21 protein-coding genes are annotated in these 25,978 nt (G+C 65.5%); 13 read left to right on the forward strand and 8 right to left on the reverse strand.

What is annotated here, in order from left to right; genetic code table 11:
- Nucleotides 1-10 precede the first annotated feature (10 nt).
- From E2583_RS20270 to E2583_RS20280, 3 genes are all read left to right on the forward strand, one after another.
- Entirely contained in the window at nucleotides 11-568 is a 558-nt protein-coding gene (locus E2583_RS20270; protein WP_291598055.1) for a (2Fe-2S)-binding protein, read from the forward strand.
- On the forward strand, nucleotides 565-3,528 hold the full coding sequence (locus tag E2583_RS20275) for a c-type cytochrome (protein ID WP_291598056.1): 2,964 nt from the start codon (nucleotides 565-567) through the stop codon (nucleotides 3,526-3,528). Before E2583_RS20270 ends, E2583_RS20275 begins: the two co-directional genes overlap by 4 nt.
- A gap of 341 nt (nucleotides 3,529-3,869) precedes the next feature.
- A complete protein-coding gene (locus E2583_RS20280) occupies nucleotides 3,870-5,186 on the forward strand; it encodes an MFS transporter (RefSeq protein WP_291598057.1) in 1,317 nt (438 codons plus the stop codon).
- 93 nt (nucleotides 5,187-5,279) lie between these two features.
- On the opposite strand, the gene E2583_RS20285 is transcribed toward E2583_RS20280, so the two are convergent.
- Nucleotides 5,280-5,723 carry a MarR family transcriptional regulator gene (locus tag E2583_RS20285; protein WP_291598114.1) on the reverse strand — a complete coding sequence of 148 codons (444 nt, stop codon included), beginning with the start codon at nucleotides 5,721-5,723 and terminating at the stop codon, nucleotides 5,280-5,282.
- Between the two features lie 309 nt (nucleotides 5,724-6,032).
- Between E2583_RS20285 and E2583_RS20290 the strand changes: the two genes are divergently transcribed.
- From E2583_RS20290 to E2583_RS20305, 4 genes are all read left to right on the forward strand, one after another.
- The gene (locus E2583_RS20290) at nucleotides 6,033-8,186 is read left to right on the forward strand and encodes a formate dehydrogenase subunit gamma (protein ID WP_291598058.1); all 2,154 of its coding nucleotides are present in this window, start codon (nucleotides 6,033-6,035) and stop codon (nucleotides 8,184-8,186) included.
- A 10-nt stretch (nucleotides 8,187-8,196) separates the two neighbouring features.
- Nucleotides 8,197-11,127 (forward strand): formate dehydrogenase subunit alpha, encoded by a 2,931-nt coding sequence (gene fdhF / locus E2583_RS20295; protein WP_291598059.1) that lies wholly within the window; start codon nucleotides 8,197-8,199, stop codon nucleotides 11,125-11,127.
- The gene (locus E2583_RS20300; protein WP_291598060.1) at nucleotides 11,127-11,366 is read left to right on the forward strand and encodes a formate dehydrogenase subunit delta; all 240 of its coding nucleotides are present in this window, start codon (nucleotides 11,127-11,129) and stop codon (nucleotides 11,364-11,366) included. Before fdhF ends, E2583_RS20300 begins: the two co-directional genes overlap by 1 nt.
- Before the next feature lie 129 nt (nucleotides 11,367-11,495).
- Nucleotides 11,496-12,425, forward strand: a complete 930-nt coding sequence (locus tag E2583_RS20305) for a DMT family transporter (protein WP_291598061.1) — start codon at nucleotides 11,496-11,498, stop codon at nucleotides 12,423-12,425.
- 17 nt (nucleotides 12,426-12,442) lie between these two features.
- On the opposite strand, the gene E2583_RS20310 is transcribed toward E2583_RS20305, so the two are convergent.
- The 6 genes from E2583_RS20310 to E2583_RS20335 all read right to left on the reverse strand — a co-directional run bounded on the left by E2583_RS20310 (nucleotide 12,443) and on the right by E2583_RS20335 (nucleotide 16,186).
- Nucleotides 12,443-12,766 carry a hypothetical protein gene (locus tag E2583_RS20310; protein WP_291598062.1) on the reverse strand — a complete coding sequence of 108 codons (324 nt, stop codon included), beginning with the start codon at nucleotides 12,764-12,766 and terminating at the stop codon, nucleotides 12,443-12,445.
- Nucleotides 12,767-12,769: 3 nt separating this feature from the next.
- A complete protein-coding gene (locus E2583_RS20315) occupies nucleotides 12,770-13,309 on the reverse strand; it encodes a CbrC family protein (RefSeq protein ID WP_291598063.1) in 540 nt (179 codons plus the stop codon).
- Nucleotides 13,310-13,321: 12 nt separating this feature from the next.
- A complete protein-coding gene (locus tag E2583_RS20320) occupies nucleotides 13,322-13,813 on the reverse strand; it encodes a low molecular weight protein-tyrosine-phosphatase (protein ID WP_291598064.1) in 492 nt (163 codons plus the stop codon).
- Nucleotides 13,810-14,178 (reverse strand): hypothetical protein, encoded by a 369-nt coding sequence (locus E2583_RS20325; RefSeq protein WP_291598065.1) that lies wholly within the window; start codon nucleotides 14,176-14,178, stop codon nucleotides 13,810-13,812. Before E2583_RS20325 ends, E2583_RS20320 begins: the two co-directional genes overlap by 4 nt.
- Before the next feature lie 101 nt (nucleotides 14,179-14,279).
- Nucleotides 14,280-15,350: an adenosine deaminase gene (locus tag E2583_RS20330; RefSeq protein ID WP_291598066.1), complete on the reverse strand. Its 1,071-nt coding sequence runs from the start codon at nucleotides 15,348-15,350 to the stop codon at nucleotides 14,280-14,282.
- A gap of 50 nt (nucleotides 15,351-15,400) precedes the next feature.
- Complete coding sequence (locus E2583_RS20335) at nucleotides 15,401-16,186, reverse strand: sulfite exporter TauE/SafE family protein (protein ID WP_291598067.1); 786 nt, start codon at nucleotides 16,184-16,186, stop codon at nucleotides 15,401-15,403.
- Nucleotides 16,187-16,231: 45 nt separating this feature from the next.
- On the opposite strand from E2583_RS20335, the gene E2583_RS20340 reads away from it, so the two are divergent.
- The gene (locus tag E2583_RS20340) at nucleotides 16,232-18,802 is read left to right on the forward strand and encodes an FtsX-like permease family protein (RefSeq protein ID WP_291598068.1); all 2,571 of its coding nucleotides are present in this window, start codon (nucleotides 16,232-16,234) and stop codon (nucleotides 18,800-18,802) included.
- 293 nt (nucleotides 18,803-19,095) lie between these two features.
- Here the strand turns inward: E2583_RS20340 and E2583_RS20345 are convergent, their stop codons facing one another.
- Complete coding sequence (locus E2583_RS20345) at nucleotides 19,096-19,971, reverse strand: LysR family transcriptional regulator (protein WP_291598069.1); 876 nt, start codon at nucleotides 19,969-19,971, stop codon at nucleotides 19,096-19,098.
- Nucleotides 19,972-20,079: 108 nt separating this feature from the next.
- On the opposite strand from E2583_RS20345, the gene E2583_RS20350 reads away from it, so the two are divergent.
- From E2583_RS20350 to E2583_RS20370, 5 genes are all read left to right on the forward strand, one after another.
- Nucleotides 20,080-21,672 (forward strand): MFS transporter, encoded by a 1,593-nt coding sequence (locus tag E2583_RS20350; protein WP_291598071.1) that lies wholly within the window; start codon nucleotides 20,080-20,082, stop codon nucleotides 21,670-21,672.
- Complete coding sequence (locus E2583_RS20355) at nucleotides 21,662-22,066, forward strand: group II truncated hemoglobin (protein WP_291598072.1); 405 nt, start codon at nucleotides 21,662-21,664, stop codon at nucleotides 22,064-22,066. Before E2583_RS20350 ends, E2583_RS20355 begins: the two co-directional genes overlap by 11 nt.
- Nucleotides 22,067-22,160: 94 nt before the next feature.
- Complete coding sequence (locus tag E2583_RS20360; protein ID WP_291598073.1) at nucleotides 22,161-24,251, forward strand: bifunctional 2',3'-cyclic-nucleotide 2'-phosphodiesterase/3'-nucleotidase; 2,091 nt, start codon at nucleotides 22,161-22,163, stop codon at nucleotides 24,249-24,251.
- 104 nt (nucleotides 24,252-24,355) lie between these two features.
- Complete coding sequence (locus tag E2583_RS20365) at nucleotides 24,356-24,943, forward strand: LemA family protein (protein WP_291598074.1); 588 nt, start codon at nucleotides 24,356-24,358, stop codon at nucleotides 24,941-24,943.
- 4 nt (nucleotides 24,944-24,947) lie between these two features.
- Complete coding sequence (locus E2583_RS20370; RefSeq protein ID WP_291598075.1) at nucleotides 24,948-25,976, forward strand: M48 family metalloprotease; 1,029 nt, start codon at nucleotides 24,948-24,950, stop codon at nucleotides 25,974-25,976.
- Nucleotides 25,977-25,978: the final 2 nt, after the last annotated feature.

A 25,978-nucleotide genomic window follows, 5' to 3' on the forward strand; every position in this document is an offset into this window, starting at 1 on the left:
GCCTCGTCCCATGGAAATCCCCGTCCACTCAAGCAGTCTTACCCACCGTATTCCCCTGCAGGTCAACGCTCGCGCATGCGAGGTGCCGGCTGCTCCAGGGACGGCGCTGCTGCATGTGCTGCGCAATGATCTGGAGCTGAACGGGCCCAAGTACGGCTGCGGCCTGGGCGAGTGCGGTGCCTGCACGGTGCTCATCGATGGCGTGGCCGCGCGTTCCTGCGTGATTCCCGTGAAGGCGGTTGTGGGTCGCGAAGTGACCACGCTGGAAGGTCTGGGCTCGCGCCAGTGCCCGGGTCCCACGCAGCAGGCCTTCATCGACTGCCAGGCAGCCCAGTGCGGCTACTGCCTCAACGGCATGATCATGACGGTGGAGGCCCTGCTGCGGCGCAACCCGAATCCTTCGGAACAGGATCTGCGCAACGAGCTGCACCACAACCTGTGCCGATGCGGCACGCATGTGGAAATCATGCAGGCCGCCCTGCGCGCCGTGCAGCTGCGGGCGCAAGCCGCCGCACTGCAGGCACCCTCCGGTTTTCCATCTTCCAGCGCGGGCGAGGTCCAGCCATGAGCCCGGCCGGCAATACCCCCGCCCTGCCTTCCGACCTGCTGCACGGCCTGGCGCTGCGCCCGCCCGTCGCGGCCTGGGACGGCTTGCGCTACCAGGGCAGCGTGCCCACGCGGGCCCGGCTGGAGCAGGCACAGGCCATGGCCGGAGTGGTGGCCGCCGTGCAGCGCGAACATTTTCTGGGCGTGGTGGCCGTGGCACCCGTGCATGCGCGGCAGGCCGTGGCCGGTCTGGCGCCTGACTGGCAGGGCGGTCACGGAGCCTTGTCGGAACGCTCCGTCTCTCGCCGCCCCGAGTCGTCCGAGACCGGTCGCTATGTCTGGCGCATGGCGGGTGCGGGCGCAGGGTCCGCTGGTGCTGCGCGTGTCGCCGCCTGGTGCCTCGACGGCCATGCCAGCGTCTGGCTTCCGGCCTGTGACGTCGGTGTGCGCCACATGATCGGCCGCGAGCTGGCCGCACTGCTGCAATGCCCCGAGTCCGCGCTGCGGCTGTGGAGTCTCCCTGCCACGGCGGCATGCACGGTGCACGCGCTGGATCTCATGGATGCGGCTGCCGATGCGGCCCTGTTGTCCCTTGCCGTGGGCCGGCCTGTCAGCGTGGCCTGCGAGACCGCGGTGATCGACGCTGCGGACTGTCGCGATCTGGTGCTGCGCATGGATGCACAGCCTTCGCAGGCACAGGAAGCCGGCACGTCGATGCAGGCCCATGCAGGTCAGGCGCTGGCGCAGTCCGACGTGCTGCTGTCCGAATTCCCCTGGGCCGTGCGCCCCAGCATGGCGCGTTTGCTGAGCCAGCCCGGGATGGCGCGCGCCGCCGCCCAGGCCACCGTGCTCGATGCCGGTCAGGTGCGGGAGCGCAAGCCACTGTCAGGCCTGCGCCATGCCGCTGTCGATGATCTGAATGCCGCCCAGGTATTTGCCTGTGAAAGCCATTGGCATGAGCAGGCCCTGGTGCAGGGACGTGACCCGCTGCAGTGGCGTCTGCAAAACCTGCCCGAAGGCCCGGTGCGCGATCTCGCGCGGCAGGTGGCCGAGCAGGCACAGGCATCGCAGCAGGCGCCGTCCCGCCAGAGCGCCGATGGACGTCTGCTGGGCCAGGGCTTTGCCGTTGCCCAGTTGCAGACCCTCGATGCGCAGGGCGACTGCCTCCATGCCTGGAGCGCCTGGGTGGCCGAAGTGGCGGTGCATCCCCTCACCGGCGAGATCGAAGTGACCCGCGTGGTGGCCGGTCATGACAGCCGCAGCCTGCAGCCTGCGCAGGCCGCCAGCGCGCGGCCCGAGATCCTGCAGCAGGACCCGCACCTGCTGGCCGATGCGCGCCGGCTGCTGGGATCGGCTCCCGCCTTCGACGACTGGGGGGGAGCCTCCGGCTCCGTCGGTGCTTGCGGTGTGATCGCCAGGCCAGACTCCGACCTGGCGCAGCAGGTGCAAGGCGATGCCGCACCCATCCGCCAGGGCGACCTGGCGCTGGACGGCGTGGCCACGCTGCCCGCCGCAGCCGCCATTGCCAACGCCATTCACCATGCGACAGGCGTGCGCCTGCGCGAAGTACCCTTTCAGCCCGAGCGATTGCGCCTGGCGTTGTCGGGCGAGGGCGTGGGCAAGTCCCGCGACGCAAAACCCGGTCGCGGATGGGGCTGGCTGGCTGCAGGCGTTGCAGGACTTGCCGGGATGGCTGCCATGGCCTGGCCACTGAAGCCGGCCCTTCCGCTGACAGACGGGCCCGATGTCTCCCTCTACTCGCCCCAGGCCCTGGAGCGCGGCCGCCTGGTGGCCGCCGCAGGGGATTGCGTGGTCTGCCACACGGCACCGGGTGGGGCCTCCAATGCAGGAGGCCTGGGTCTGGAGACTCCGTTCGGCACCATCTATTCCACCAACATCACGCCCGACAACGAAACCGGCATCGGCCGCTGGTCCTACGCGGCCTTCGAGCGGGCCATGCGCCACGGCGTTCACCAGGATGGACGCCAGCTGTATCCGGCATTCCCTTATACGGCGTTCGCCAAGCTCAGCGAGAGCGACCTGCAGGCCCTGTATGGCTACCTGATGTCCCAGCCCGCCGTGACGGCCAGGGCCCCCGAGACGCAACTGGCCTTTCCCTACAACCTGCGCCCGGCCATGGCCGGCTGGAACCTGCTTTTCCACGATGCCACGCCTTTCAAGGCCGACCCCGCGCGCAGTGCCGAATGGAACCGGGGCGCATATCTGGTCGAGGGTGCGGGCCATTGCGCAGCCTGCCACTCGCCGCGCAATGCGCTGGGTGCCGAAAGAAAGGGCATTCACTATCTGGGCGGCGGCGAGGCCGAAGGCTGGACCGCACCCGCGCTCAACCAGCTCGGTGCCGGCAAGCGCCCCTGGAGCCGCGAGGAGCTTTACCAGTACCTGCGCACAGGCTTCTCGGCCCGCCACGGCGTGGCGGCGGGGCCCATGGCACCCGTCATCCATGGCCTGGCCCAGTTGCCCGAATCCGATGTGCGCGCCATGGCCACCTATCTGATGGCGCAGCCGGGCCCGGCTGCACGGGATGCGCATCCCGTGGCAGTCAATGATGGACCGGCCCAGGCAGCCCCCCTCGCTCCATTGACTGCCGTGGCGCCCGCGTCCGCCAGGCGTCTGCAGCGCCATATCGCTGGCGAGCGCATCTACCAGAACGCCTGTGCGGCCTGCCACGAGGCAGGCAGCGGGCCTACGTTGTTCGGCGTCAAGCCGCTGCTGGACCTGAACACCAGCCTGCATGCCGCCAGTCCGGACAACCTGCTCCAGGTCATTCTGAACGGCATCCAGGCTCCAGCCGACGATGCCCTGGGTTACATGCCCGGCTTCAGGGACAGCCTGGACGACAGGCAGATTGCGGACCTGCTCGGATATTTGCGTGAACGATTTGCACCGGAGGAAAAAGCTTGGCCAGACGATACGAAGAGGATTAACCGGCTGCGCGCGCGGATGCAGGCGCATGCGCCCTAGGGGCGACAACGGGCGGCGGCATGGGCGATGCCGCGGACAGGGATCTCTGGCTCTGGAGGGCTTCCAGGGGCGGGGTCCATACATCTGATGCCGGGGACGGGGGATGGACAGCACGCACGAAGCTCTCGAAAGGCCGACTGTGTGGAATGTGCCCTCCGCCCGGATGCAGATACCGACATCCTGAACCTTTCTCATCGGTCCATGGACATGGCGCCGAGGGGCTGTGTCGTTCTGGATGTGCGATGGGTGGAGAGCACTGCGCGAATAGGCCGGGGCCGAATGGCGGTGCTTGCAAGAAAGACAGATTCAACAATTGCGATGACTAAAAAAGGAGTCCCTGCATGTCATCTACATACATTTCAGTGGAAAAAGGCATCCAGACTGCGGGTGTGGGCAAGTTCCAGTACCGGCTGTTCGTGATCTTCGGCCTGGTCTGGCTGGCGGATGCCATGCAGGTGCTGTCGATTGGTTTCAGCGCGCCATCCATTGCCAAGACCTTCGGCAAGACCGTGCCCGAGGCGCTGCAGACCGGCACCTTCTTCTTCATCGGCATGCTGATCGGTGCCTTCGTCTTCGGCAGACTGGCCGATCGCATAGGGCGCCGCCCGGTGCTGATGATGGCCGTGGTGATCGATGCCTTTGCGGGAGTGGCTTCGGCCTTTGCGCCCGAGTTTGCCTGGCTGCTGGTGCTTCGCTTCATCACGGGCATCGGCGTGGGAGGCACGCTGCCCGTGGACTACACCATGATGGCCGAGTTCCTGCCCAGCGACCGGCGAGGCCGCTGGCTGGTGCTGCTGGAGTCGTTCTGGGCCGTGGGTACGATCTTCCTGGCCATTTTGGCGCTGGTGGCCGTCAACTGGGGCGACGATGCCTGGCGCGTGATCTTCTTCGTGACCGGACTGCCGGCGCTGATCGGCGTGGTGCTGCGTTTCTACATCCCCGAATCTCCCATGTACCTGAACCGTAACGGCAAGTCCGAAGAGGCGCGCAAGGTGCTGCAACGGGTGGCCAAGGTCAACGGAGCCTCGTCCGACATCCCGGCCCTGCAGCCCGAGAAGCAGGAGCGCAAGTCCCTGCTCGCACTGTTCTCGCAAGACCTGCGACGTCGCAGTGTCTCGCTGTTCCTGGCCTGGGCGCTGATCTCCATTGCCTACTACGGCGTCTTCGTCTACCTTCCCGTCAAGCTCAGCAGCGAAGGCTTTGCCTTCATGCGCGGCCAGGTCTTCCTGGTGGTGCTGGCGCTGGTGCAATTGCCCGGCTTTGCGCTGTCGGCCTATGGCGTGGAGCGCTGGGGCCGCAAGCCCACGCTGATCGGCTTTCTGTTGCTCAGTGCCGTGGGCTGCATGCTTTACAGCCTGGGATCGTCGCCGTTCGTGGTGATCGGATCGACGCTGCTGATGAGCTTCTCTCTGCTGGGCACCTGGGGTGCGCTGTATGCCTTCACGCCGGAGGTCTACCCGACCGACCTGCGCGCCAGCGGCATGGGCATGGCAGGTGCCGTGGCGCGCTTCGGCGGCCTGTTTGCCCCGGCCATCATCGCGCCCATCATGGCCACACACTTCACCTGGGCCCTGGCGGTGCTGTCTGCCATGCTGGTGGGCGGTGCGCTGTCGATCTGGGCCGTGGATGTGGAATCGCGCAACCGGGCGCTGGATTGATGACGGCCTGAGCTGACTGAAAGGTCGGCTCAGCAAAAAGGCCAGAAGGATTTTTCCTTCTGGCCTTTGTTTTTTTGGGGAGGCTGCAACGGCTCAATCCGCCTCGCCACCTTCCAGCATCTTCTTGAGCAGAAAATCCAGCGCCAGGCGCTCGGCCGGATTGAGCTTGCCGTAGGTGCTTTCGGTGATCTGCTTGGCGAAGGGTTCCATGTCGCGCACCAGGTCCTGGCCGGCCTGCGTGAGGTTGATGACGACCTTGCGCCGGTCGATGCGGTCATGGTCCACCTGCACCAGTTCGCGCTGCTTGAGCCGGTCCACCACGCCGCGAATGGTAGCCTGGTCGATCACCGTGGCCTTCACGATGTCGGCCAGCGAGCTGCCCCGGTTGTCGCGCACCGAGCACAGCACCACGAACTGTGCCGCCGTGAGCTGAGAGTCGGGTATGTACTGCTGAAAAAGCGCCGCATGCCGTTGATAGACGCGCCTTAGCAGGTGGCCGATCTGGTCCGAAAAGTGATAGCCATCCTGTGACGTCATGGCTGATGGCGGATGAATCATGGTGCGCCTGAGCTTACCAAAAATCACGCCAGCCACCGTGATCTGGGACAAGCCAGGCATGCCTGCGAGACGCGGCAGTACTCCATCACGACAGCACCGGCGTCAGGGGCGATGGATCAGGGCGTGCAGGCAGACGGGCGTGGGCTTTGTGCTCATTTGCGGCTTGAATGGCGCAATCAGGAATATGAATTTGACGACATGCCGGACAGGGCTTGAAATGGCAGACGAGACAGAGCGCCTGCGGATCGGACCGCGCCGCTTCCACAACGAAAGCCAGTTGGGACATCCATGCCAGCCATTCAAGGGAAGATCATTCCCATCGCCGTCGCCGGTGCCGCCAGTGTCGGCACCGCACCCGGTGCCCGTGAGCACGAAGCCGTCGAGCGCGCCATTGCCGACCATGCACCGCAACCCGGCTCCCTGATCGAGCTGCTTCACGCTGTGCAAAATGCGCTGGGCTACATACCGCGTGCCGCCATTCCCCAGATTGCCGAGGCCCTGAGTCTGTCGCGTGCCGAGGTCCATGGCGTGGTCAGCTATTACCCGCATTTGCGCGAGCAGCCGCATGGCAGGACGCTGATCCAGGTCTGCCGGGCCGAAGCCTGCAAGTCGCGCGGTGCCGATGCACTGTTCGCCCATGCGCAAACGACACTGGGCTGCCAGGCCCATGACACGAGCGCCGATGGCAGCGTGACGCTGGAGCCTGTCTACTGCCTGGGGCTGTGCGCCCAGTCGCCGGCCGTGATGGTCGACGAGAGCGAAGTCCATGCACGGATGACCGAGGGCCGGCTCGACGCCTTGCTGGCAGAAATACAGCAAGAACAGCTTGAAACCAAGGCGGATAAAACGCGGGTAGCTATCGAAAATGAAGCTATCGCTGCCGCGCGTATCTATGTGCCGCGAGATGCAGCGGCCCTGGCCGTGGGCGCGGAAGCGGTGGCCGAGGCGCTGCAGCGCGAGTGCGCGGCGCGTGGCCTGCCGGTGGAGCTGGTGCGCAACGGATCGCGCGGCTTGCTGTGGCTGGAGACCCTGGTCGAGGTCGAGACGGCGCAGGGCCGCGTGGCCTACGGACCGGTCCAGGCTGCCGACGTACCGGGGCTGCTGGATGCCGGCCTGTTGCAGGGCCAGCCCCATGTGCTATGCCATGGGCTCACCGAACACATGCCCTATCTGGCCCGGCAGGAGCGCCTGACGTTTGCGCGCGTGGGCATCATCGATCCGCTGAGCCTGCGGGACTATGAGGCGCATGGCGGCTGGCAGGGCCTCAGGGCGGCTGCAGCCTTGGCGCCCGAAGCCATCGTCCAGCAGGTGCTGGACTCCGGCCTGCGCGGTCGGGGCGGGGCGGCATTTCCGGCGGGCATCAAATGGAAGACCGTGGCGGCTGCACCAGGGCCGCAGAAATACATCGCCTGCAATGCCGACGAAGGCGATTCGGGGACATTCGCCGATCGCCTTCTCATGGAAGGCGACCCGTTCTGCCTGATCGAGGGCATGGCGATCGCTGCACTGGCCGTCGGGGCGACGCAGGGCTACATCTATGTGCGCAGCGAATATCCGCATGCAATTGCGGTGCTGAACGAGGCCATTGCGCGTGCCGGTGCCGCAGGCTGGCTCGGTGGGAATGTGGCCGGCAGCGGCAAGGCGTTCGATCTGCAGGTGCGCAAGGGGGCGGGCAGCTATGTCTGCGGCGAAGAGACCGCCATGCTGGAGAGCATCGAAGGCCGGCGCGGCATTGTGCGTGCCAAGCCGCCTCTGCCTGCGATCGAGGGCCTGTTCGGCAAGCCCACGGTCATCAACAATGTGATCACGCTGGCGACCGTGCCCATCATCATGGCCAGGGGGGCGGCCTTCTATCAGGATTTTGGCGTGGGCCGCTCTCGCGGAACCCTGCCGTTCCAGTTGGCGGGCAATATTGCGCGAGGCGGCCTGGTGGAAAAGGCCTTCGGACTCACGCTGCAAGAGCTGGTGCAGGACTTCGGCGGCGGCACGGCCAGCGGCCGTCCCGTCAAGGCGATCCAGGTGGGCGGTCCGCTGGGCAGCTATGTGGCGCCCGGGGACTGGCATGAGCCACTGGATTACGAAGCGTATGCCGCAAAGGGCAACGTGATCGGCCATGGTGGACTGGTCGTGCATGACGACAGCGCCGACATGGCACTGCTGGCGCGTTATGCCATGGAGTTCTGCGCCATCGAGTCCTGCGGCAAATGCACGCCCTGCCGCATCGGCTCCACGCGGGGAGTGGAGGTGATTGACCGCATCAGACGTCAGGACGGCGCCGAACGTGCGGCCAATGTGGTGCTGCTCGAGAGCCTGTGCGAGACCATGCAGCATGGCAGCCTGTGCGCCATGGGCGGCATGACGCCCTATCCGGTGCGCTCTGCGTTGCAGCACTATCCGGCCGATTTCGGTATCGAGCCCGTGCAGACCGTGAACCCCGCCTGAGGAGAGAGCCATGCTGGAACATCTGAAGAACACCGATTGCGGAACGCCTGCCAGCCTGTCCGAGGAACGGGTCACGCTGCATATCGACGGCCGCGAGGTCACCGTGCCCAAGGGCACATCGCTGATGCGCGCTGCCGTCGATGGCGGCATCAAGGTGCCCAAGCTCTGTGCGACGGATTCGCTGGAGCCCTTTGGCTCCTGCCGGCTGTGTCTGGTGCAGATCGAGGGACGCAAGGGCTTTCCTGCGTCCTGCACCACGCCTGCCGAAGCGGGCATGAAGGTTCGCACCCAGAGTCCTCAGCTGCAGGAGCTGCGCAAGGGCGTGATGGAGCTCTACATTTCCGACCACCCGCTCGATTGCCTGACATGCTCGTCCAACGGGGATTGCGAGCTGCAGGACATGGCCGGAGTGGTCGGCCTGCGCGAGGTGCGTTACGGCATGGAGGGAGCCAACCACTTCAAGGGGGAAGCCCGGGCCGAGGTCGATGTCTCGAATCCCTATTTCAACTACGACCCCAGCAAGTGCATTGTCTGCAACCGCTGTGTGCGTGCCTGCGAGGAGACGCAAGGCACGTTTGCGCTGACGATCACCGGACGCGGTTTCGAGTCGCGCATCACGGCAGGCCAGGGCGACAGCTTCATGGCCAGCGACTGCGTGAGCTGCGGCGCCTGCGTACAGGCCTGCCCCACGGCCACCTTGCAGGAGAAGACCGTGGTCGAGCTGGGCCAGGGAGAGCACAGCGAGATCACCACCTGCGCCTACTGCGGCGTGGGTTGCGGATTCAAGGCCGAGATGAAGGGCGATCAGGTGGTGCGCATGGTGCCGTGGAAGGACGGCAAGGCCAACGAAGGCCATGCCTGCGTCAAGGGGCGCTTTGCCTGGGGCTATGCCACGCACAAGGATCGCATCACCCAACCCATGATCCGAGCGAAGATCACGGACCCCTGGCGCGAAGTGAGCTGGGAGGAGGCCATAGCCCATGCGGCCGGGGAGTTCCGCCGCATCCAGGCCAGGCATGGCAGGGATTCGGTCGGCGGCATCACCTCGTCGCGCTGCACCAACGAGGAAACCTATCTGGTGCAGAAGCTCATCCGCGCCGCCTTCGGAAACAACAATGTCGATACCTGTGCGCGCGTATGCCACTCGCCCACCGGTTATGGGCTGGGTCAGACCTATGGTACGTCGGCGGGCACGCAGACCTTCAAGTCGGTGGAGCACTCCGATGTGATCATGGTGATCGGCGCCAATCCCACGGCGGCGCACCCGGTGTTCGGCTCGCGCATGAAAAAGCGCCTGCGTGGCGACGCCCGGCGTGGGGACGCCCGGCAAGCACGCGCCGGCTTGATCGTGATCGACCCGCGCGAGATCGAGCTCGTCAAATCGCCCCATGTCAAGGCCGACTACCACCTCCAGCTCAAGCCTGGAACCAATGTGGCCATGATCACGGCGCTGGCCCATGTGATCGTCACCGAGGGCTGGCTGGCCGACTCCTATATTGACGAGCGTTGTGACGCCAAGTCCTTTGCACAATGGAAGGAGTTTGTTGCCAGGCCGGAGAACTCGCCCGAGGCCACGGCCGAAATCACCGGCGTGGCACCGGAGCTGGTGCGCGGTGCTGCGCGGCTGTACGCACGCGGGGCGGCGGATCATCCCGCAGGCCGTCCAGTGAACTCCGCCATCTATTACGGCCTGGGTGTGACCGAGCATGCGCAGGGCTCGACCATGGTCATGGGCATTGCCAATCTGGCCATGGCCACGGGCAATGTGGGCCGCGAAGGCGTGGGCGTGAATCCCTTGCGCGGGCAGAACAATGTCCAGGGCTCCTGCGACATGGGCAGCTTTCCGCATGAGCTGCCGGGCTATCGCCATATCTCCGACAGCATCACTCGCGCTGAGTTTGAGGGTGCCTGGGGGGTGACGCTGAATCCCGAGCCGGGCCTGCGCATTCCCAATATGTTCGAGGCTGCGCTGGAAGGCAGCTTCATGGGACTGTACTGCGAGGGCGAGGACATTGTGCAGTCGGACCCCAACACACAGCATGTGACGGCAGCGCTGTCGGCCATGGAATGCGTCGTGGTGCAGGACATTTTCCTCAACGAAACCGCCAAGTACGCCCACGTATTCCTGCCCGGATCGTCCTTCATGGAAAAGGATGGCACGTTCACCAACGCCGAGCGGCGCATCTCGCGCGTGACCCGGCTCATGCAGCCGCTGGCGGGCTATGCCGACTGGGAGGTGACGCAGCTCCTGTCCAATGCGCTGGGCTACCCCATGAATTATGGTCACCCGCGCGAAATCATGGCCGAGATTGCGGCGCTGACCCCCACCTTTGCGGGTGTGAGCTACGAGAAGATCGAGCGTCTGGGCAGCGTGCAGTGGCCCTGCAACGAAGGCACCGAAGAGGCGGGGACGGCCATCATGCACCAGGACAAGTTTGTGCGTGGCAAGGGACGCTTCGTCATCACCCAGTACGTAGCCACCGACGAAAAGGTCACGCAGCGCTTTCCGCTGCTGCTGACCACGGGGCGCATCCTCTCGCAGTACAACGTGGGCGCGCAGACGCGTCGCACGGCCAACAGCCTGTGGCACGGCGAGGACCGGCTCGAGATCCATCCGCATGACGCACAGGACAGAGGCATCCGCGAGGGAGACTGGGTGGGCATTGAAAGCCGCTCCGGCCAGACGGTGTTGCGTGCCACGGTGACCGAGCGCATACAGCCGGGGGTGGTCTACACCACCTTCCATTTTCCCGAGTCTGGCGCGAATGTGATCACCACCGACAGTTCGGACTGGGCCACCAACTGCCCCGAGTACAAGGTGACGGCCGTGCAGGTGCTGCCTGTGGCGCAGCCTTCAAGCTGGCAGCAGGGCTACCGGCGTTTCAACGACCAGCAGCTCCGTCATCTCGCCGTGGCTCAGCTCGAAGCGGGAGGTCGCTGATGGATGCGAGCAACCTGATCCGCATGGCCAATCGCATCGCCGAGTTCTTCGAGGCCATGCCCGAGCATGAAGAGGCTCTGGACGGTGTGGCCCAGCATATTCTGAAGTTCTGGGAGCCGCGCATGCGGCTTCGCATTCTGGCTGCCTTGAACGAGCCGTGCGAGGCTGCGCAGTTGAGGCCTCTGGTGCGCGAAGCCCTGCACAGGCATGCCGCGCTGCTGGGACATGTGCAGTCTTAGCGCAACGAACAGCACAGAGACGGCATGTGTCCGCCCGCAATGTGTTGCGGGTATATTGGGTCTCCAGATCCCTGATCTGAGCCGCAGCCTGCGATCGAATGGCCGCGGCTTTTTTTGTTGACCATCTTCATGACTTCCGAATCCGTCAAAAGCTCGTTGATGAGCGCCCATCTGCGTCTTCTGGGCATGGCCCTGATGTGGGGCGCTTCCTGGCCGGCAGGCCGCATTCTGGCGCTCAACATGCCGCCTTTGGCGGCATCGGCGCTGCGCTTTTTGCTGGCCGCGACCCTGTTGCTGCCCTGGCTGCACTTCTCGGGCGGGCTGGGGGCTCTCAGGCACTGGTCTGCCAGGACCTGGCTGGGCATGTTCGCAGCAGGCGCGACCGGGGTGTTCGGCTATGCCAGCTTTTTCCTCACGGGGCTGCAGCATCTGCCTGCAGGCAAGGCGGCGTTGCTCATCACGCTCAACCCCGTGGTCACGCTGGCGTTCGCCGTGTGGCTTTTCAAGGAGCGCATCAACGCCACCATTGCCCTGGGGATGCTGCTGGCGGCCTGCGGTGCCGTGGTGGTCATCTCGCATGGCGACCCGCTGCAATTGCTCAATGGAGCGGTGGGGGTGGGCGAAATGCTGATTCTGGGCTGCGTGGCCTGCTGGGTGTGCTATACGCTGATCGGCCGTGCCATGCTGGCCGGCGTGGACGCGCTCGCCGCCACCACCGTGACCTCCATTTTCGGTGCCCTGCTGCTCCTGATCGCCAGCCTCGTGCTGGAAGGCATGCAGGGGCTGGTTTCCGCATTTCAGGCCAGTGGTACGGCCTGGACGGCCATGGTCTTCATGGCCTACGGTTCCACGGCCCTGGCCTATGCCTGGTACTTCGCGGGCGTCAAATCCCTGGGGGCAGGGGCCGCCTCGGGCTATATCACGCTGGTGCCGGTGATCGGCGTGATGCTTTCGGCCTTGCTTCTGGGAGAAAGCGTTGACGGCTCCATGCTGCTGGGCGGCGCGATGGCCGTGCTGGGCACGGGTGTGATGAACTGGGGGCGCCGCACGGGGACCTGAAGCTGCTTGCGACCTGCTTAAAGCGGATCGTATCGCGCATATTTTGGGTTGAACCAGCGCAGATCCTGCTTGCCCAGGGTGCGCAGATGAGCCTTGGCCTGCAGCAGCAGCGGCCGCTGCAAGTCCTTGAGCTGCAAGGCGCGTGATTTATCCGCGGTCTCCAGGCGAAGCACACTCGCCTGCGCGCTGGTGTCGCTGTAACTGCGCACCACCAGGCTCAGATTGCCCAGCGTGAAGCGGTAGATGTCGTATTCGTAGTAGTACTCGTAAACGCCCTCGGCATCGGGCTCACTGGCGTCGATATGGTGGCTGCATTCCACCTGCAGGCCATCGGTGCTCATGCCTTAGCTGCCATCGGTGTGCAGCCGGTGCGTGCCGCACTTCACGCAGCGAAACAGGTAGCCGCCCACCGGATCACCGGTCTTGCTGATGGCCTGCAGATAGCGCTGTGGCATGTTGGCAATATCGGCTTGCAACTCCTGCTCCAGCTGCTTGATTTCGGTATGGTCGGTGTAACCTACAAAGGCGCAGGGCTGATCGCAATGCACCAGCCATTGCTCCTGCTGCCAGCTGTGATAGCTGGGCGTGCGCTCGCAGACTTCCTGCAGCAGCAGGCGATCCATGGCGATGCTGTCAGGTTCGTCGGGATCGGCGCTCACGCCTTCAATGCCCAGGTAGTCGTTGAATTCACCCTCGTAGCGCCGGGCTGCGCTGCCGTCGGCAATGCACCAGGGGCAGAGATAGTCCGGCTCTTCGCGGCTGTAAAACGAGCTGTTGTACTTGAGCTCACGAGCTTGGCCGCAGCAGGAGCAGATACCGCTTTCGGCCACAAACAGGTTCAGCGCATAGGCATTGGGGCTGAGACGAAATTTCGGCAAATCCATGGAGATCTCCATTCAGGTCTGGCGATTCAGGGCGATGGTTTGCAGCAGATTCTGGCAGGCGTCCTCGATCAGATCGAGCACATGCTCGAAGCCGCGCTCGCCACCGTAGTAGGGGTCGGGCACTTCCGGGTCGCCGAAGCGCTGGCAGTAATCGGTCAGTCGATGCAGGCGCTCTTGCTGTGCAGGACTGGCGAGGCGGCGGGCGGCGGTTTCATTGGCGCTGTCCATCACCAGCACCAGATCGAAAGCGTCGAAATCCTGCTTCGTCAGCTGCCGCGCACGCTGCCCGCTGAGGTCATAGCCCCGGCGGCGCGCATGCTGCTGGCTGCGGGCATCGGGGGGCTCGCCCACGTGATAGCCGTGCGTGCCGGCGGAGTCCACTTGCACCCGATGCTGCAGACCCGCATCCGCGACCATTTTTTCCAGCACGCCATGGGCTGTGGGGCTGCGGCAGATGTTTCCGGTGCAAACCATCAGAACGCGAACGGGTTTGGCGGCAGTCATGGCTGATCTTTCGCTGTGGCTTGTACCTCGGCCATCCTGGTTTCCAGTGTGCGGATCTGGGTCTTGAGCTGGCGCAGGCTGCTTTGCATGGTCACTCCCAGCAGCCGGCGCATGCCTTCGAAGAACAGCACCATGAAGAGCACCACGGGCAGCACGCCCCAGCGCAGCCAGGGCGAGGCCTGGTTGATCCAGGCCACGGCGCAGACCCCCACGGCCATGGCCACGGCAAGATAGTTCCATTTCCTCGAGCTTTGCATCTTGCGTTCGTACTTCTGCGCAGTGGCCTCGAGCTGCTGCTCGGTGGCTCTGAGTCTGGCAATGGACGCCTGAATCTCTTCAAGGCTGGCGGGCTTGTCTGACGGCATAGGGCAGATGGTCGTTAAGAGTGATGGCGGGCGTCATGCCTGCATGACTCCGGTTTGATCGCTGAAAGTGCTTGATGGAACAACGATACGGCGATTGGGAATCAGGCGTGGTGTGTGCGGCGCAGTGCATCGAATTCTGCACTCCACTGCTGGCGCAGGCTGCGCTTTTCGCTCTCGTCGATCCAGGCCGCGTCGATGCCGTTGAGCATGAAGTCCTTGAGGTCGGCCATCGAAAAGCCGAAGTCGCTGACCATCTTGGTCCAGGCCCCTGTAGGGTTTACATGGTGCAGCGTGGGGTCGTCGGTGTTGGGGTGCACGCGAAGGCCCAGGCCGGGCATCTGGCGTATCGGGTGATCCAGTGCCCAGCGTTCGGGAGCCAGTGTGCGCAGGTAGTAGGAATTGGTCGGCACCACGGTGAACACAATGCCCAGATCGGCGCAGCGCCGGGCCAGTTCCGGGTTGTCGATGACGGTGTAGCCGTGATCGACACGATCCACCTTGAGCGTCTCAATGGCCGTTTGCAGATTGTTCCAGGGCAGGCCGAACTCGCTGGCATGGGCCGTGGTCTTGAGGCCGTTGCGACGTGCCAGCGCATAGGCGTCGACAAACAGCTCGGGCGGGCGGTCGTTTTCGCGGTAGTCGATGCCGATGCCGGGCACATCGTCGTGGCGGTTGTCCAGCATCCACTGCACCATCTGCACGGCGGCCTCGGCCGGGGCTTCTCGGTCGATGGACGGCACCAGACGGCCACGTATGCCGCAATCCTTTTGCGCGGCTGCGGCGCCGGCCAGAATGGCTTGCTGGGCGACGGCATAGCCCATGCCCGAGCATTGCACCGTGCCGGTGGGGTTCCAGAAGAATTCGGCATAGCGCACATGGTGGGCGGCGGCATCCTGCAGGTATTCATAGGTAATACGCTCCAGATCGGCCGGCGTCTGCAGCAGCCACTCGTCGAGTGCGCGCAGTACGCGCAGCACGCCCACGGGCTTTTCGCCGCGTGTGTAGAAAGCCTCGATCTCTTCGGGAGTCAGCGGCGCCTTGGTGCGTTGAACCAGTTCGATGAAAGTGCTTTTTCTGACCGTCCCCAGCAGGTGGCAGTGCAACTCCATCTTGGGGATGGCATGGGCAAAGGCGGTCAGTTCAGGTGTGGGGGCAGTAGGCGCGGCATTCATGCCGCAAATGGTAGTGGCTTGCGATCAGCCTTGCCGTAGGCAGTTTTACATTAGGGTGCCAGGAACAGCCGCGGCACGGATGCGGCCAGCATGGCGATGCCCGAGCAGGTCAGCAGGCTCAGCACGATCTGGCGAAAGCGCGCATCGCTCACGCCCTTGTAGACGCGGGTGCCGAAGATCACGGGCACCAGCACGGCCGGCAGCACGATGGCGAACGAGGGCCACATGGCGGGCTTGACCAGGCCGGTGGCCAGATAGCTGGCCATGGTCACGGCCAAGACCGAGAGGTTGAAGTTCTGGATCACCGAGCGCTGCGCATGGCGTTCAAAGCCGCGCAGCGTGCACCACAGCGTGGGAACCGTGCCGCTGAAACCGCCCAGTCCGCCCATGACGCCACCGATCAGCCCGGCGGCCGCATCGCTCAGGCGGGCCAGCAGGCCGCCGCCCAGCGTCAGCCGGGGCAGGTGGGCGCTGAGCAGCATGGCGGGGCACCACAGCACCAGCAGACAGCCCAGGCCGAACTTGAACCAGTCCATATGGAGATGCGGCATCACGGCCACGCCCAGGGGAATGCCGGCCAGGCCTCCGGCGATGAACGGCAGCAGCGACTTCCAGTGAAACTCGCGGCGCACGGTGAAGGCCGCAATGACTTGCCCCGTCAGCGAGCCGAACACCGAAAGCACGGCGGCCAGCTGCGGCTCCAGCACCCAGGCCCAGAACGACATCGCCACCATGCCGAAGGCAAAGCCCGACAGCCCCTGCACAAAGCCTGCCACGGCAGCCCCCAGGGCCACCACCAAGATCACTTCCACATTCTGGTCTCCGTCCGATGGCATCGATTATCGTCTTCGGTCGGCAGGGAATTGCCATGCAGTTCTGGCATGGCGGCAGGCCGCTGCGCTATCGTGCAGGCCATGCAAGCATCATCTGTCTGGATTCTGGGGCTGCGCAATCTCTGGCGCGATCTGCGCGCTGGCGAGCTGCGCCTGATCATCGTGGCTGTGCTGCTGGCCGTGGCGGCACTGAGTTCGGTCGGTTTTTTTGCCGACCGCCTGCAGGCCGGCCTGCAGCGCGACGCGCGTCAGCTGCTGGGCGGCGATGTGGTGGTGGTCAGCGACAACCCCGCCCCTGCGGTTTTTGAGCAGCAGGCGCGGCAGCAGGGGCTGCAGAGCGTGGCGACGGCCAGTTTTCCGACCATGGCCCGCTCCAGCCAGGAGCAGGGCGGGGCCAGCCGCCTGGTGGCGCTCAAAAGCGTGGACCCCGGCTACCCGTTGCGCGGCGTGCTGCACCTGAATCAGGGACCGGGCCAGCCAGACCTGGAAGTCCGGGCGATTCCTGAAAGCGGCCATGCCTGGGTCGATGCGCCACTGCTGGAGGCGCTGGGCCTGAGGCTCGGCGACCGGCTGCTGCTGGGCGATGCGAGCTTTCGTATCTCGCACATCATTGCCATCGAGCCCGATCGTGGCGCGGGCTTCATGAGCTTCGCCCCGCGCGTGATGATCAACAGCGCCGACCTGCCCGCCACGCGCCTGGTGCAGCCCGCCAGCCGCATCACCTATCGGCTGGCCGTGGCGGCGCGGGCAGACGCCGGGCGCGGCGCGCAGCGGGCCGCACAGGACTATCTCAGTTGGGCGCAGGAACTGGCCAAGAGCCTGCATGGCGTGCGTGTGGAATCGCTGGAAAGCGGCCGTCCCGAAATGCGCCAGACTCTGGACAGGGCCGAGAAATTCCTGAGCCTGGTGGCCTTGCTCTCGGCGCTGCTGTCGGCCGTGGCCGTGGCACTGGCCGCGCGTGCCTTCGCCAACAGCCATCTCGATGCGTCGGCCATGCTGCGCGTGCTCGGCCAGAGTCAGCGCAGGATTGCCCTGGCCTATGTGGTGGAGTTCGTAAGCATTGCCCTGGCTGCCAGCGCGGCCGGCGTGCTGCTGGGCTGGGCCGTGCACCATGTGTTTGTCTGGCTGCTGGCCGGACTGGTCGAATCCGCCCTGCCGGCTCCGAGTCTGTGGCCCGCATTGTTTGGCCTGGGCATGGGGCTGACCCTGTTGCTGGCCTTTGGTCTGCCGCCCGTGCTGCAGCTGGCCCAGGTGCCGCCGCTGCGCGTGATGCGGCGCGACCTGGGGGCGCTCAAGCCCGCATCATGGCTGGTGCTGGGGGTGGGTGTGACGGGTTTTGCGGCTTTGCTGATGGTGGCCAGCCGTGATATCAAGCTGGGCCTGATTGCGGTGGGCGGCTTTGCCGTGGCCGTTCTGCTCTTCGCGGGCCTGGCCTGGCTGGCCGTCAAGCTGCTGCGCCAGGTGGTCAACGAGGCCACGGCGCCGCGCTGGCTGGTCATGGCCACGCGCCAGGTCTCGGCCAAGCCCGTGTACGCCGTGGTCCAGGTCAGCTCGCTGGCCGTGGGGCTGCTGGCCCTGGTGCTGCTGGTGCTGCTGCGCACCGATCTGATCGCGAGCTGGCGCAAGGCCACGCCGGCCAATGCGCCCGATCGCTTTGTCATCAATGTCCAGCCCGATCAGGCGCAGGACTTTCAGGCCGCGCTGAAGAAGGCCGGCGTGCACCGCTATGACTGGTATCCCATGATTCGCGGGCGGCTGATTGCCGTCAACGGCAAGGCCATCAGCCCCGAGAACTATGAGGACGAGCGCGCCAAGCGTCTGGTGGACCGGGAGTTCAATATCTCCACCGCCGAAACCATGCCCGATCACAACCAGATCGTGGGCGGACGTTGGCAGGCAGGCGAGCAGGGCGCGATCAGCATGGAAGAAGGCATTGCCAAGACCCTGGGCCTGAAGCTGGGCGATACGCTGCGCTTCGATATCGGCGGCCAGGAGAGCGATGCCCGCATCACGAGCCTGCGCAAGGTGGACTGGAGTTCCATGCGCGCCAACTTCTTTGTGATCTATCCCGTGCAGCATCTGGAGAACGTGGCCGTGACCTATCTGGCGGCCTATCGCGCGCCCGACGTCAAGGGCTTTGACAATGCGCTGGTCAATGAATTTCCCAACATCACCAATGTCGACCTGAGCAGTACGCTGGCCCAGGTGCAGCAGGTGATGGACCAGGTCATACGCGCCGTGGAGTTCCTGTTCGGCTTCACGCTGGTGGCGGGTCTGGTCGTGCTGTTTGCCTCCGTCACCGGCACGCGGGAGGAAAGAGCGCGCGAATACGCCATCATGCGCGCCGTGGGGGCGCGCTCGGGCCTGCTGCAGCAGGTACAGAGCGCCGAGCTGGCCGGAGTGGGCCTGATGGCCGGCTTTCTGGCCAGCTGCGTGGCCCTGGCCGTGGGCTGGGCCCTGGCACGCTGGGTGTTTGATTTCCAGTGGAATGTGCTTTGGTGGGTCCCCCTGGTGGGCGCGATGGCGGGGGCGTTGCTGGCCTGGCTGGCGGGCTGGTGGGCGTTGCGCGAGGTGGTGCGCCGTCCGGTGATGGTCACGCTGCGCCAGGCGGCGGAGTAAGAACCTGTTGACGATCTCTGTGCGGACGCGTTGGAGCGCCATCGGGATGCGCTCTAAGCAATCGCTAGCCGCTTGCCAAGGGGCGCAAGCAAGAGGCAGTGCTCAGAAATCGCCCGATTTCGCTTCCAGCCTTCGGGCAGAGACTTTGCGGACGCCCGGTCAGGGGCGGTGTGCGGCGTTGCCTCGCCGGGCGCGAATGTTGCGGCGGTATCGCGCGCGGCGGGGCGGCCCCTGGCATCCCATCCCGCAATGCCTCTGTCGCGGCCGGCGGAGATCGTCCGCGCGTTCCAGGGCTAGCCCTTGAACAGCCGCTCGCTGGCGAAATCCACGAAAGCCCGGACCTTGGGCGAGAGCTGTCGGCTCGAGGGCCACAGCGCGGAGAACTGCCCGCTGTGCGTGAGCTGCTCGGCCAGGACCTGCCGGAGCTCGCCACGCGCCAGTGCGTCGCGGGCCAGGAAGTCGGGCATATAGGCCAGGCCCAGGCCCGAGATGGCGGCGCCTAGCATCGCTTCCATGTTGTTGCAGACCAGGGCGATGGGCATGGCCGGCAGCCCGGCCAGCGTCCATTCCTCGAGCTTTCCGCTGTTCAGGAAGCGATAGCGCAGGCTGGTGTGTCCTGCGAGGTCGGCTGGCGTGAGGGGGATGCCGCGTTCGGCCAGATAGGCCGGGGAGGCTGCGAGAACAAAGCGAAACGGCCCGAGTCGGCGCGCCACCAGCCGCGAGTCCGCCAGATCGCCGCTGCGGATGACCACATCGAGGCCGGCTTCGACGACATCGACCAGATGGTCGTTGAAGTCCAGATCCAGCTCCACCTCGGGATATCGGGCCTGGAATTCGGGCAGTACGGGCAGCAGAAAGCGGTAGCCGATGGCAGGCAGGCTGACGCGCAGGCGGCCGCGCGGCGTCTCGGCAGCGGCCTGCATGGCCGCGCGTGCATCGTGCAGCTCGTCGAGGATGCGCCGGCAGCGCTCGTGGAACAGCGTGCCTTCCTGCGTCAGACGCACCTGGCGTGTGGTGCGATGGAACAGACGCAGGCCCAGTTGCTGCTCCAGCCGCGCCACGTTCTTGCCTACGGCCGAGGCCGAGATGCCAAGCGCGCGGCCAGCTTCGGCAAAACTCAGAAGATCGGCGGCACGAACAAAGGACTCAAGTCCGCTGAAGCTGTCCATGGTGATTGGCAACCTTTGGTTGGGATTCTAGGGAGTGATGAGGCTATTTTCGTTGGATTGGAGCGCTTTTATCGTTCATGCCTGATTGATTCACGAAGCCAGTCCTCCATGTCCTGCTCTACTTCTCCATCCTGCCCACAGGCGGATTTTCCGGTTTGCGCCCGCCGCGCATCGCCTGCCCGGGTGCTGCTATCGGTCTGCCTGGCTGCTCTGGCCATGCCGCTGAGCTTTACCGGGCCGGCCGTGGCACTGCCGGCGCTGCGCGAGTCTCTGGGGGGCGACCCTCTGGCGCTGAACTGGGTCACCAATGCCTTTATGCTGAGTTTCGGTGCCACGCTGATGGCGGCCGGCTCACTCGCCGATGTCTACGGGCGGCGGCGCGTATTTCTGACGGGGCTGGCTGTTGTGGTCGGCAGCGTGCTGCTGCAGGTCTGCCTGCAGGGCAGGGGGGCCATCATCGGCTTCAATCTGTTGCGGGCGCTGCAGGGACTGGGCGCGGCGGCGGCACTGGCGGCAGGCACCGCAGGCCTGGCCCAGGCCTTCGAGGATGCCCGGCGTACCCGGGCCTTCAGTTGCGTGGGCACTTCCTTTGGTGTGGGGCTGGCCTTCGGGCCCTTGCTGTCGGGTGGGTTGCTGCACAGCGGCGGCTGGCGCAGCGTGGTGCTCAGCGCTGCCGCCGCGGCATTCGCCGCGCTGCTGCTGGGCCTGCGCCATATGCCGGAGTCCCGCAATCCACAGGCACAGAGGCTGGACCTGCCGGGTGCGCTGTCGTTCACGCTGGCTCTGGCGCTATTGACCTGGGGCTTGCTGCAAGTGCCGCAAACGGGCTGGTCGCAGGGCCGCACGTGGCTGCCCCTGGCGGCTGCCCTGCTGGCGGCCGCAGCCTTTGTGCAGATCGAGCGCCGCAGCGCCCACCCGATGCTGGACCTGTCGCTGTTCCGCTATCCGCGCTTTGTCGGCGTGCAACTGCTGGCAGCAGCACCGGCCTATGCCTTTGTCGTCCTGCTGGTGCTGCTGCCGCTGCGCTTCATCGGCGTGGAGGGGCTGACGCCGCTCGCGGCCGGGCAGCGGATGTTCGTGCTGTCGCTGCCCATGCTGTGCGTGCCGCTGCTGGCAGGCTGGCTTGCGCGCTGGCTGTCGGCCGCCTGGCTGTGCGGGACGGGGCTGCTGGTCTGTGCCATGGGCTTGCGGTGGCTGGGCCGCTGCGCTCCCGGCTCGGACCTTGTGCAGATGGCCGCGCCGCTGCTGCTGATCGGTCTGGGCATAGGCCTGCCCTGGGGGCTCATGGACGGGCTGGCCGTGACGGTGGTGCCGCGCGAGCGCGCCGGCATGGCCACGGGCATCTTCAGTACCGTGCGTGTGGCGGGCGAAGGCATTGCACTGGCCGTGGTCGGGGCTGCGCTGGCCGCGCTGCTGGCGAGGGAGCTGGCGGCTCTCTCGCCCTCCATGACGCAGGGCTCGGCCGTCGCCCAGATGCTGGCGACCGGGAATATGCAGGGAGCGCTGGCGTTGATGCCGGGTGCGTCCGCCGCCGAGCTGCTCAAGGCCTATGGCCTGGCTTTCTCCACCTTGCTCGATGTGCTGGCCGGCGTGACGGTGCTGACGGCCCTGGGCGTTTTCGCATTCCTGCGCTCGGGTACGGACATGCCGCATGGCCGACAATCGGGACTGACTCGCAAAGCCGCTACACATGCAGATTGAAGAAAAGCCCCCGTTTGACACCCCCTACGAATGGATAGGTGGCGAAGACAAAGTCCGGCAGCTGGTTGCCCGTTTCTATGACCTCATGGACCTGGAGCCCGGCTACAAGGAGCTGCGCGCCGCCCATGGCAGCACGCTCGACGATGCGCGCCAGAAGCTGTTCTGGTTTCTCTGCGGCTGGCTGGGCGGCCCCGACTATTACCAGGATCGTTTCGGCCATCCGCGCCTGCGCATGCGCCACATGCCGTTCTCCATCGGCATCCAGGAGCGCGACCAGTGGGTGGCCTGCATGGATCAGGCTATGGGTGAGACCGAGGTGCCCGAGGCCTTGCGCGCGCGTCTCAGGGCCAGTTTCACGAACACGGCGGACTGGATGCGCAATCGCGGTGCCTGAGTCGCCTGGCCTGGTGGCAAAGCGTCAAATTTCCTTCATGACGCTGTAAAAAGCCCTGCCGACACTGCCTGTTTTTCAACAAGCAGGGTCAACCATGCAGGATTTCGATTTGCCTGGCGCTAAGCTGCGTCCGGGCGGTTTCTTCTCGGCATTGCCGCAGCGCCGCCATCTGCTGACGGCCGCGGGCTGCGCCGCCTTGCTGGTCGCCTGCGGCGGCAGCGACGACAGCAGCACAACGCCTGTCAGTGCGCAGCCTGCCACGGCGACGCTGGCCGTTCTGGAGACCACGGATCTGCACTTCAATGTGCGCAGCTATGACTATTTCAAGCTGGCCGAAGACAAGACCTATGGCTTCGAGCGCACGGCCACGCTGATCCGTGCGGCGCGCAAGGAGTTTGCCAACACGCTGCTGGTGGACAACGGCGACACCATCCAGGGCACGGCCCTGGCTGACTACGAGGCCGAGGTCAAGCCCATCCCTTGTACGCAGCAGCTGTCCATGTACAAGGCCATGGGCGCGCTGCGCTTTGATGCGGGCACGCTGGGCAATCACGAATTCAACTACGGCCTGCCCTTTCTCAACCAGGTGCTGGGTGGAGGCCTGGATGTGGACGGCGTGGATGCCAGCCAGAAATGCGCGGGCAACGGCTATCCGGCCGTGCTGGCCAATGTCTACAGCAGCAAGACCAGGAAGCCGCTGGTTCAGCCCTATGCCGTGCTCGAGCGCACCATGGTGGCCAAGGGCAGCGACGGCAAGGAAGTCAGGCTGCCCATCAAGATCGGCGTGATCGGCTTCACCACGCCGGGCATCATGAACTGGGACAAGCGCTATCTCGAGGGCAAGGTCTACACCGAGGGCGCGGTCGAGGCGGCCCGCAAATACGTGCCGGAGTTGCGTGCCAAGGGCGCCGATGTGGTGGTGGCGCTGCTGCATGGCGGCCTGGACGGCTCGGCCTACTCGGCGACCATGGAGAACCCCGGCCTGTATCTGTCCCAGGTGGCGGGCATCGATGCCATGGTCATGGGCCATCAGCACAGCGTGTTCCCCGATCTGTCGGCCAAGCCCGCCTACAGCCAGAGCGGCGTGGACAACCAGGCCGGCACGATCAACGGCGTGCCTGCGGTCATGGCCAGCTCCTGGGGCAAGGCGCTGGGCGTGATCCAGCTGCCGCTGCAATGGGACGGCAAGAAGTGGAGCGTGGCCAAGACCGGCAGCAAGAGCGAGCTGCGCAACATCCAGAACAAGGATGCAGCAGGTGCCTCGGTGTTTGTGGATGCCGATCCGGCCGTTGCGCCGCTGATCGAGGCACAGCATCAGGCGGCCATCAGCTATGTGAAGACGCCCATCGGCAGCACGGACTTCCGCATGAGCACGCTGTTTGCCGATGTGGGTGATCCCGGTGCCATCCAGATCGTCAACCAGGCCCAGCAGGCCTATGTGGCCAGCTACATCCAGGCCAATCTGCCCCAGTACGCCAGCCTGCCCGTGCTGTCGGTGAGTGCGCCGTTCAAGTCCGGCTTCCAGGGCGGCAAGGACTTCACCGATGTGGCAGCCGGCTCGCTGGCCATCTACAACGCGGCTGACCTGTATCTGTACCCCAACACCGTGTATGCGGTGAAGGTCAATGGAGCCGACATCAAGAGCTGGCTGGAGGCAGCCGCCAGGCGCTTCAACCAGATCGACGTGAGCAAGACGTCCGAGCAGCCCTTGATCAGCAGCTTCCCGGGCTACAACTTCGATATGTTCACCACGGCCGATGTGCAGTACGAGATCGATGTCACCCAGCCGCTGGGCAGCCGTATCAGGAACCTGAGCTATCTGGGCAAGCCCATGGATACGGCGCAGGAGTTCGTGATCGCCACCAACAACTACCGCGCCACCAGCGGTGCCAGCTTCATCCCCAAGCTCGACGGCTCGTCGGCCATCTGGGCATCGCCCGATGCGAACCGCGATGTAGTGATCGGATATGTGCGCCAGAACCCCCAGGTCACCAGAGCCGCCAATGGCGCCGCCAAGAGTTGGCGCTTTACCAAGGTGACGACGGCAGGCCCGGTGGTGTTCAGCTCTGGTGCCGACGCCCTGAGCGTGGCCCAGGCCGCCGGCCTGACGGGCGTGTCCCTGCTGGCCGCAGATGACGGCCAGGGCAAGGGCATGAGCAAATACCAGCTCGATCTGTCCAAGTAGGCAGCGTTGCCGCAACCACTGCCGCCGTGGCTGCAAAAGCCACGGCGGCTTTTTTCTGGGACTGGCTATGATGCGAGAAATTTTTCAGGGATAGGGCAGAGGGTATGACGGCATATATCGCGCTGGCAGTGGTGGTGGTGATCGTGATCTGGGCCATTGCCCTCTACAACCGCCTGCGCACGCACAAGAACCAGGTGGAGAACGCCTTTGCGCAGATCGACGTGCAGCTCAAGCGCCGCCATGACCTGATTCCCAATCTGGTGGAGGTGGCGCGCGGCTACATGCAGCACGAGGCCCAGACGCTGGAGGCCGTGATCCGCGCGCGCGGCGAGGCCGTCAGCGCTGCCGACAAGGCGCGGCAGTCGCCGGGCCAGGCGCAGGCCATGGGGGCGCTCATGGCGGCGGAGCAGGTGCTGGGCGGCCAGATGGGCCGTCTGATGGCGCTGGCCGAGGCCTATCCCACGCTCAAGGCCGATGCCCGCATGCAGCAGCTCAGCGAGGAAATCACCAGCACCGAGAACCGCATCGGCTTTGCGCGTCAGTCCTACAACGACGAGGTGCTGGAATTCAACAACCAGGCCGGTCAGTTCCCGGACCTGATCGTGGCGCGGCTGGTGGGTTTCGTGCATATGGACATGCTGGCCTCGACCCAGAGCAAGCAGGAGCGCGCCGTCCCTCAGGTCAGGTTCTGAGCGCATGCTTTTCTGGGAGCGACAGCGCGAAGCCAGGCGCAGCACGCGCTGGTTGCTGCTGGTGTTCGGCCTGTGCGTGCTGGCCGTGGTGGCATCGGTGCATCTGGGCCTGGTGCTGGCCTGGTGGCTGGGCACTCTGGCATTCGGCGGCTGGGACTATCCTGCGGGCTTTGCGGCAGTGAATATCGGCGTGACCCTGCTGCTGGTGCTGGGCGGCTGCTGGATGGAACTGGACCAGCTGCGCCACGGCGGACGCAGACTGGCACAGCGCGTGGGAGCGCGCGAGGCCAGACCCGGCAGCTCGCTGGCCGAGCAGCAGCTGTGCAATATCGTCCATGAAATGTGCATTGCGGCGCACTGGCCGGTGCCGCAGGTCGCGGTGCTGGCGCGGACCGGGGCCATCAATGCCTTTGCGGCGGGCTGGGATGCGCAGGATGCCGTAATTGCCGTGACCCAGGGGGCGCTGGACCAGCTCAGCCGTGAGGAAATGCAGGGCCTGGTGGCGCATGAGCTGTCCCATCTGCGCGAGGGCGACACGCGGCTGAACATGCAGCTGGCCGGCATGGTCTACGGGCTGGAGCTGATTCACCACTTCGGCCAGAGTCTGCGTGAGCGTGACAGCCTCTTCACGCAATGGTTCGGCCTCTTCATCCAGGCTGCGGGCTTTGTCGGCTGGCTCGGCGGCCAGTTGCTCAAGGCCGCCGTATCGCGCCAGCGCGAGTATCTGGCCGATGCGCGTGCCGTGCAATGGACGCGCAGCAAGGAGGGCCTGGGCGGCGTGCTGCGCAAGGTGCTCACGCCGCGTGAGCTGGCCGAGGAGCAGTACGGAAGCTGGCAGCAGGACACGCGCAGCCACCAGGGGCTGGACAAGCGCATCGTCCAGCACATGCTGCTGGCCGAGACACCCCATGCCAGCCGCCTCGAAGACTGGCTGGAATCCCACCCCACGGTGCCCGAGCGCATACGCCGCATTTACGGCCGCGATATGCGACCGCTGCCCTTGCCGCTCAACACCGTGCCGCAGGGAAGATAGGC

It is taken from the genome of Comamonas sp., from assembly GCF_009360615.1.
Taxonomy (GTDB): Bacteria; Pseudomonadota; Gammaproteobacteria; order Burkholderiales; family Burkholderiaceae_C; genus Comamonas.

Bases quoted from the DNA above. Each gene is read 5' to 3' on its own strand.
- E2583_RS20270 (WP_291598055.1), top strand. From the start codon at position 11: ATGGAAATCCCCGTCCACTCAAGCAGTCTTACCCACCGTATTCCCCTG.
- E2583_RS20275 (WP_291598056.1), top strand. From the start codon at position 565: ATGAGCCCGGCCGGCAATACCCCCGCCCTGCCTTCCGACCTGCTGCAC.
- E2583_RS20280 (WP_291598057.1), top strand. From the start codon at position 3,870: ATGTCATCTACATACATTTCAGTGGAAAAAGGCATCCAGACTGCGGGT.
- E2583_RS20285 (WP_291598114.1), bottom strand. From the start codon at position 5,723: ATGACGTCACAGGATGGCTATCACTTTTCGGACCAGATCGGCCACCTG.
- E2583_RS20290 (WP_291598058.1), top strand. From the start codon at position 6,033: ATGCCAGCCATTCAAGGGAAGATCATTCCCATCGCCGTCGCCGGTGCC.
- fdhF (WP_291598059.1), top strand. From the start codon at position 8,197: ATGCTGGAACATCTGAAGAACACCGATTGCGGAACGCCTGCCAGCCTG.
- E2583_RS20300 (WP_291598060.1), top strand. From the start codon at position 11,127: ATGGATGCGAGCAACCTGATCCGCATGGCCAATCGCATCGCCGAGTTC.
- E2583_RS20305 (WP_291598061.1), top strand. From the start codon at position 11,496: ATGACTTCCGAATCCGTCAAAAGCTCGTTGATGAGCGCCCATCTGCGT.
- E2583_RS20310 (WP_291598062.1), bottom strand. From the start codon at position 12,766: ATGAGCACCGATGGCCTGCAGGTGGAATGCAGCCACCATATCGACGCC.
- E2583_RS20315 (WP_291598063.1), bottom strand. From the start codon at position 13,309: ATGGATTTGCCGAAATTTCGTCTCAGCCCCAATGCCTATGCGCTGAAC.
- E2583_RS20320 (WP_291598064.1), bottom strand. From the start codon at position 13,813: ATGACTGCCGCCAAACCCGTTCGCGTTCTGATGGTTTGCACCGGAAAC.
- E2583_RS20325 (WP_291598065.1), bottom strand. From the start codon at position 14,178: ATGCCGTCAGACAAGCCCGCCAGCCTTGAAGAGATTCAGGCGTCCATT.
- E2583_RS20330 (WP_291598066.1), bottom strand. From the start codon at position 15,350: ATGAATGCCGCGCCTACTGCCCCCACACCTGAACTGACCGCCTTTGCC.
- E2583_RS20335 (WP_291598067.1), bottom strand. From the start codon at position 16,186: ATGCCATCGGACGGAGACCAGAATGTGGAAGTGATCTTGGTGGTGGCC.
- E2583_RS20340 (WP_291598068.1), top strand. From the start codon at position 16,232: ATGGCGGCAGGCCGCTGCGCTATCGTGCAGGCCATGCAAGCATCATCT.
- E2583_RS20345 (WP_291598069.1), bottom strand. From the start codon at position 19,971: ATGGACAGCTTCAGCGGACTTGAGTCCTTTGTTCGTGCCGCCGATCTT.
- E2583_RS20350 (WP_291598071.1), top strand. From the start codon at position 20,080: ATGTCCTGCTCTACTTCTCCATCCTGCCCACAGGCGGATTTTCCGGTT.
- E2583_RS20355 (WP_291598072.1), top strand. From the start codon at position 21,662: ATGCAGATTGAAGAAAAGCCCCCGTTTGACACCCCCTACGAATGGATA.
- E2583_RS20360 (WP_291598073.1), top strand. From the start codon at position 22,161: ATGCAGGATTTCGATTTGCCTGGCGCTAAGCTGCGTCCGGGCGGTTTC.
- E2583_RS20365 (WP_291598074.1), top strand. From the start codon at position 24,356: ATGACGGCATATATCGCGCTGGCAGTGGTGGTGGTGATCGTGATCTGG.
- E2583_RS20370 (WP_291598075.1), top strand. From the start codon at position 24,948: ATGCTTTTCTGGGAGCGACAGCGCGAAGCCAGGCGCAGCACGCGCTGG.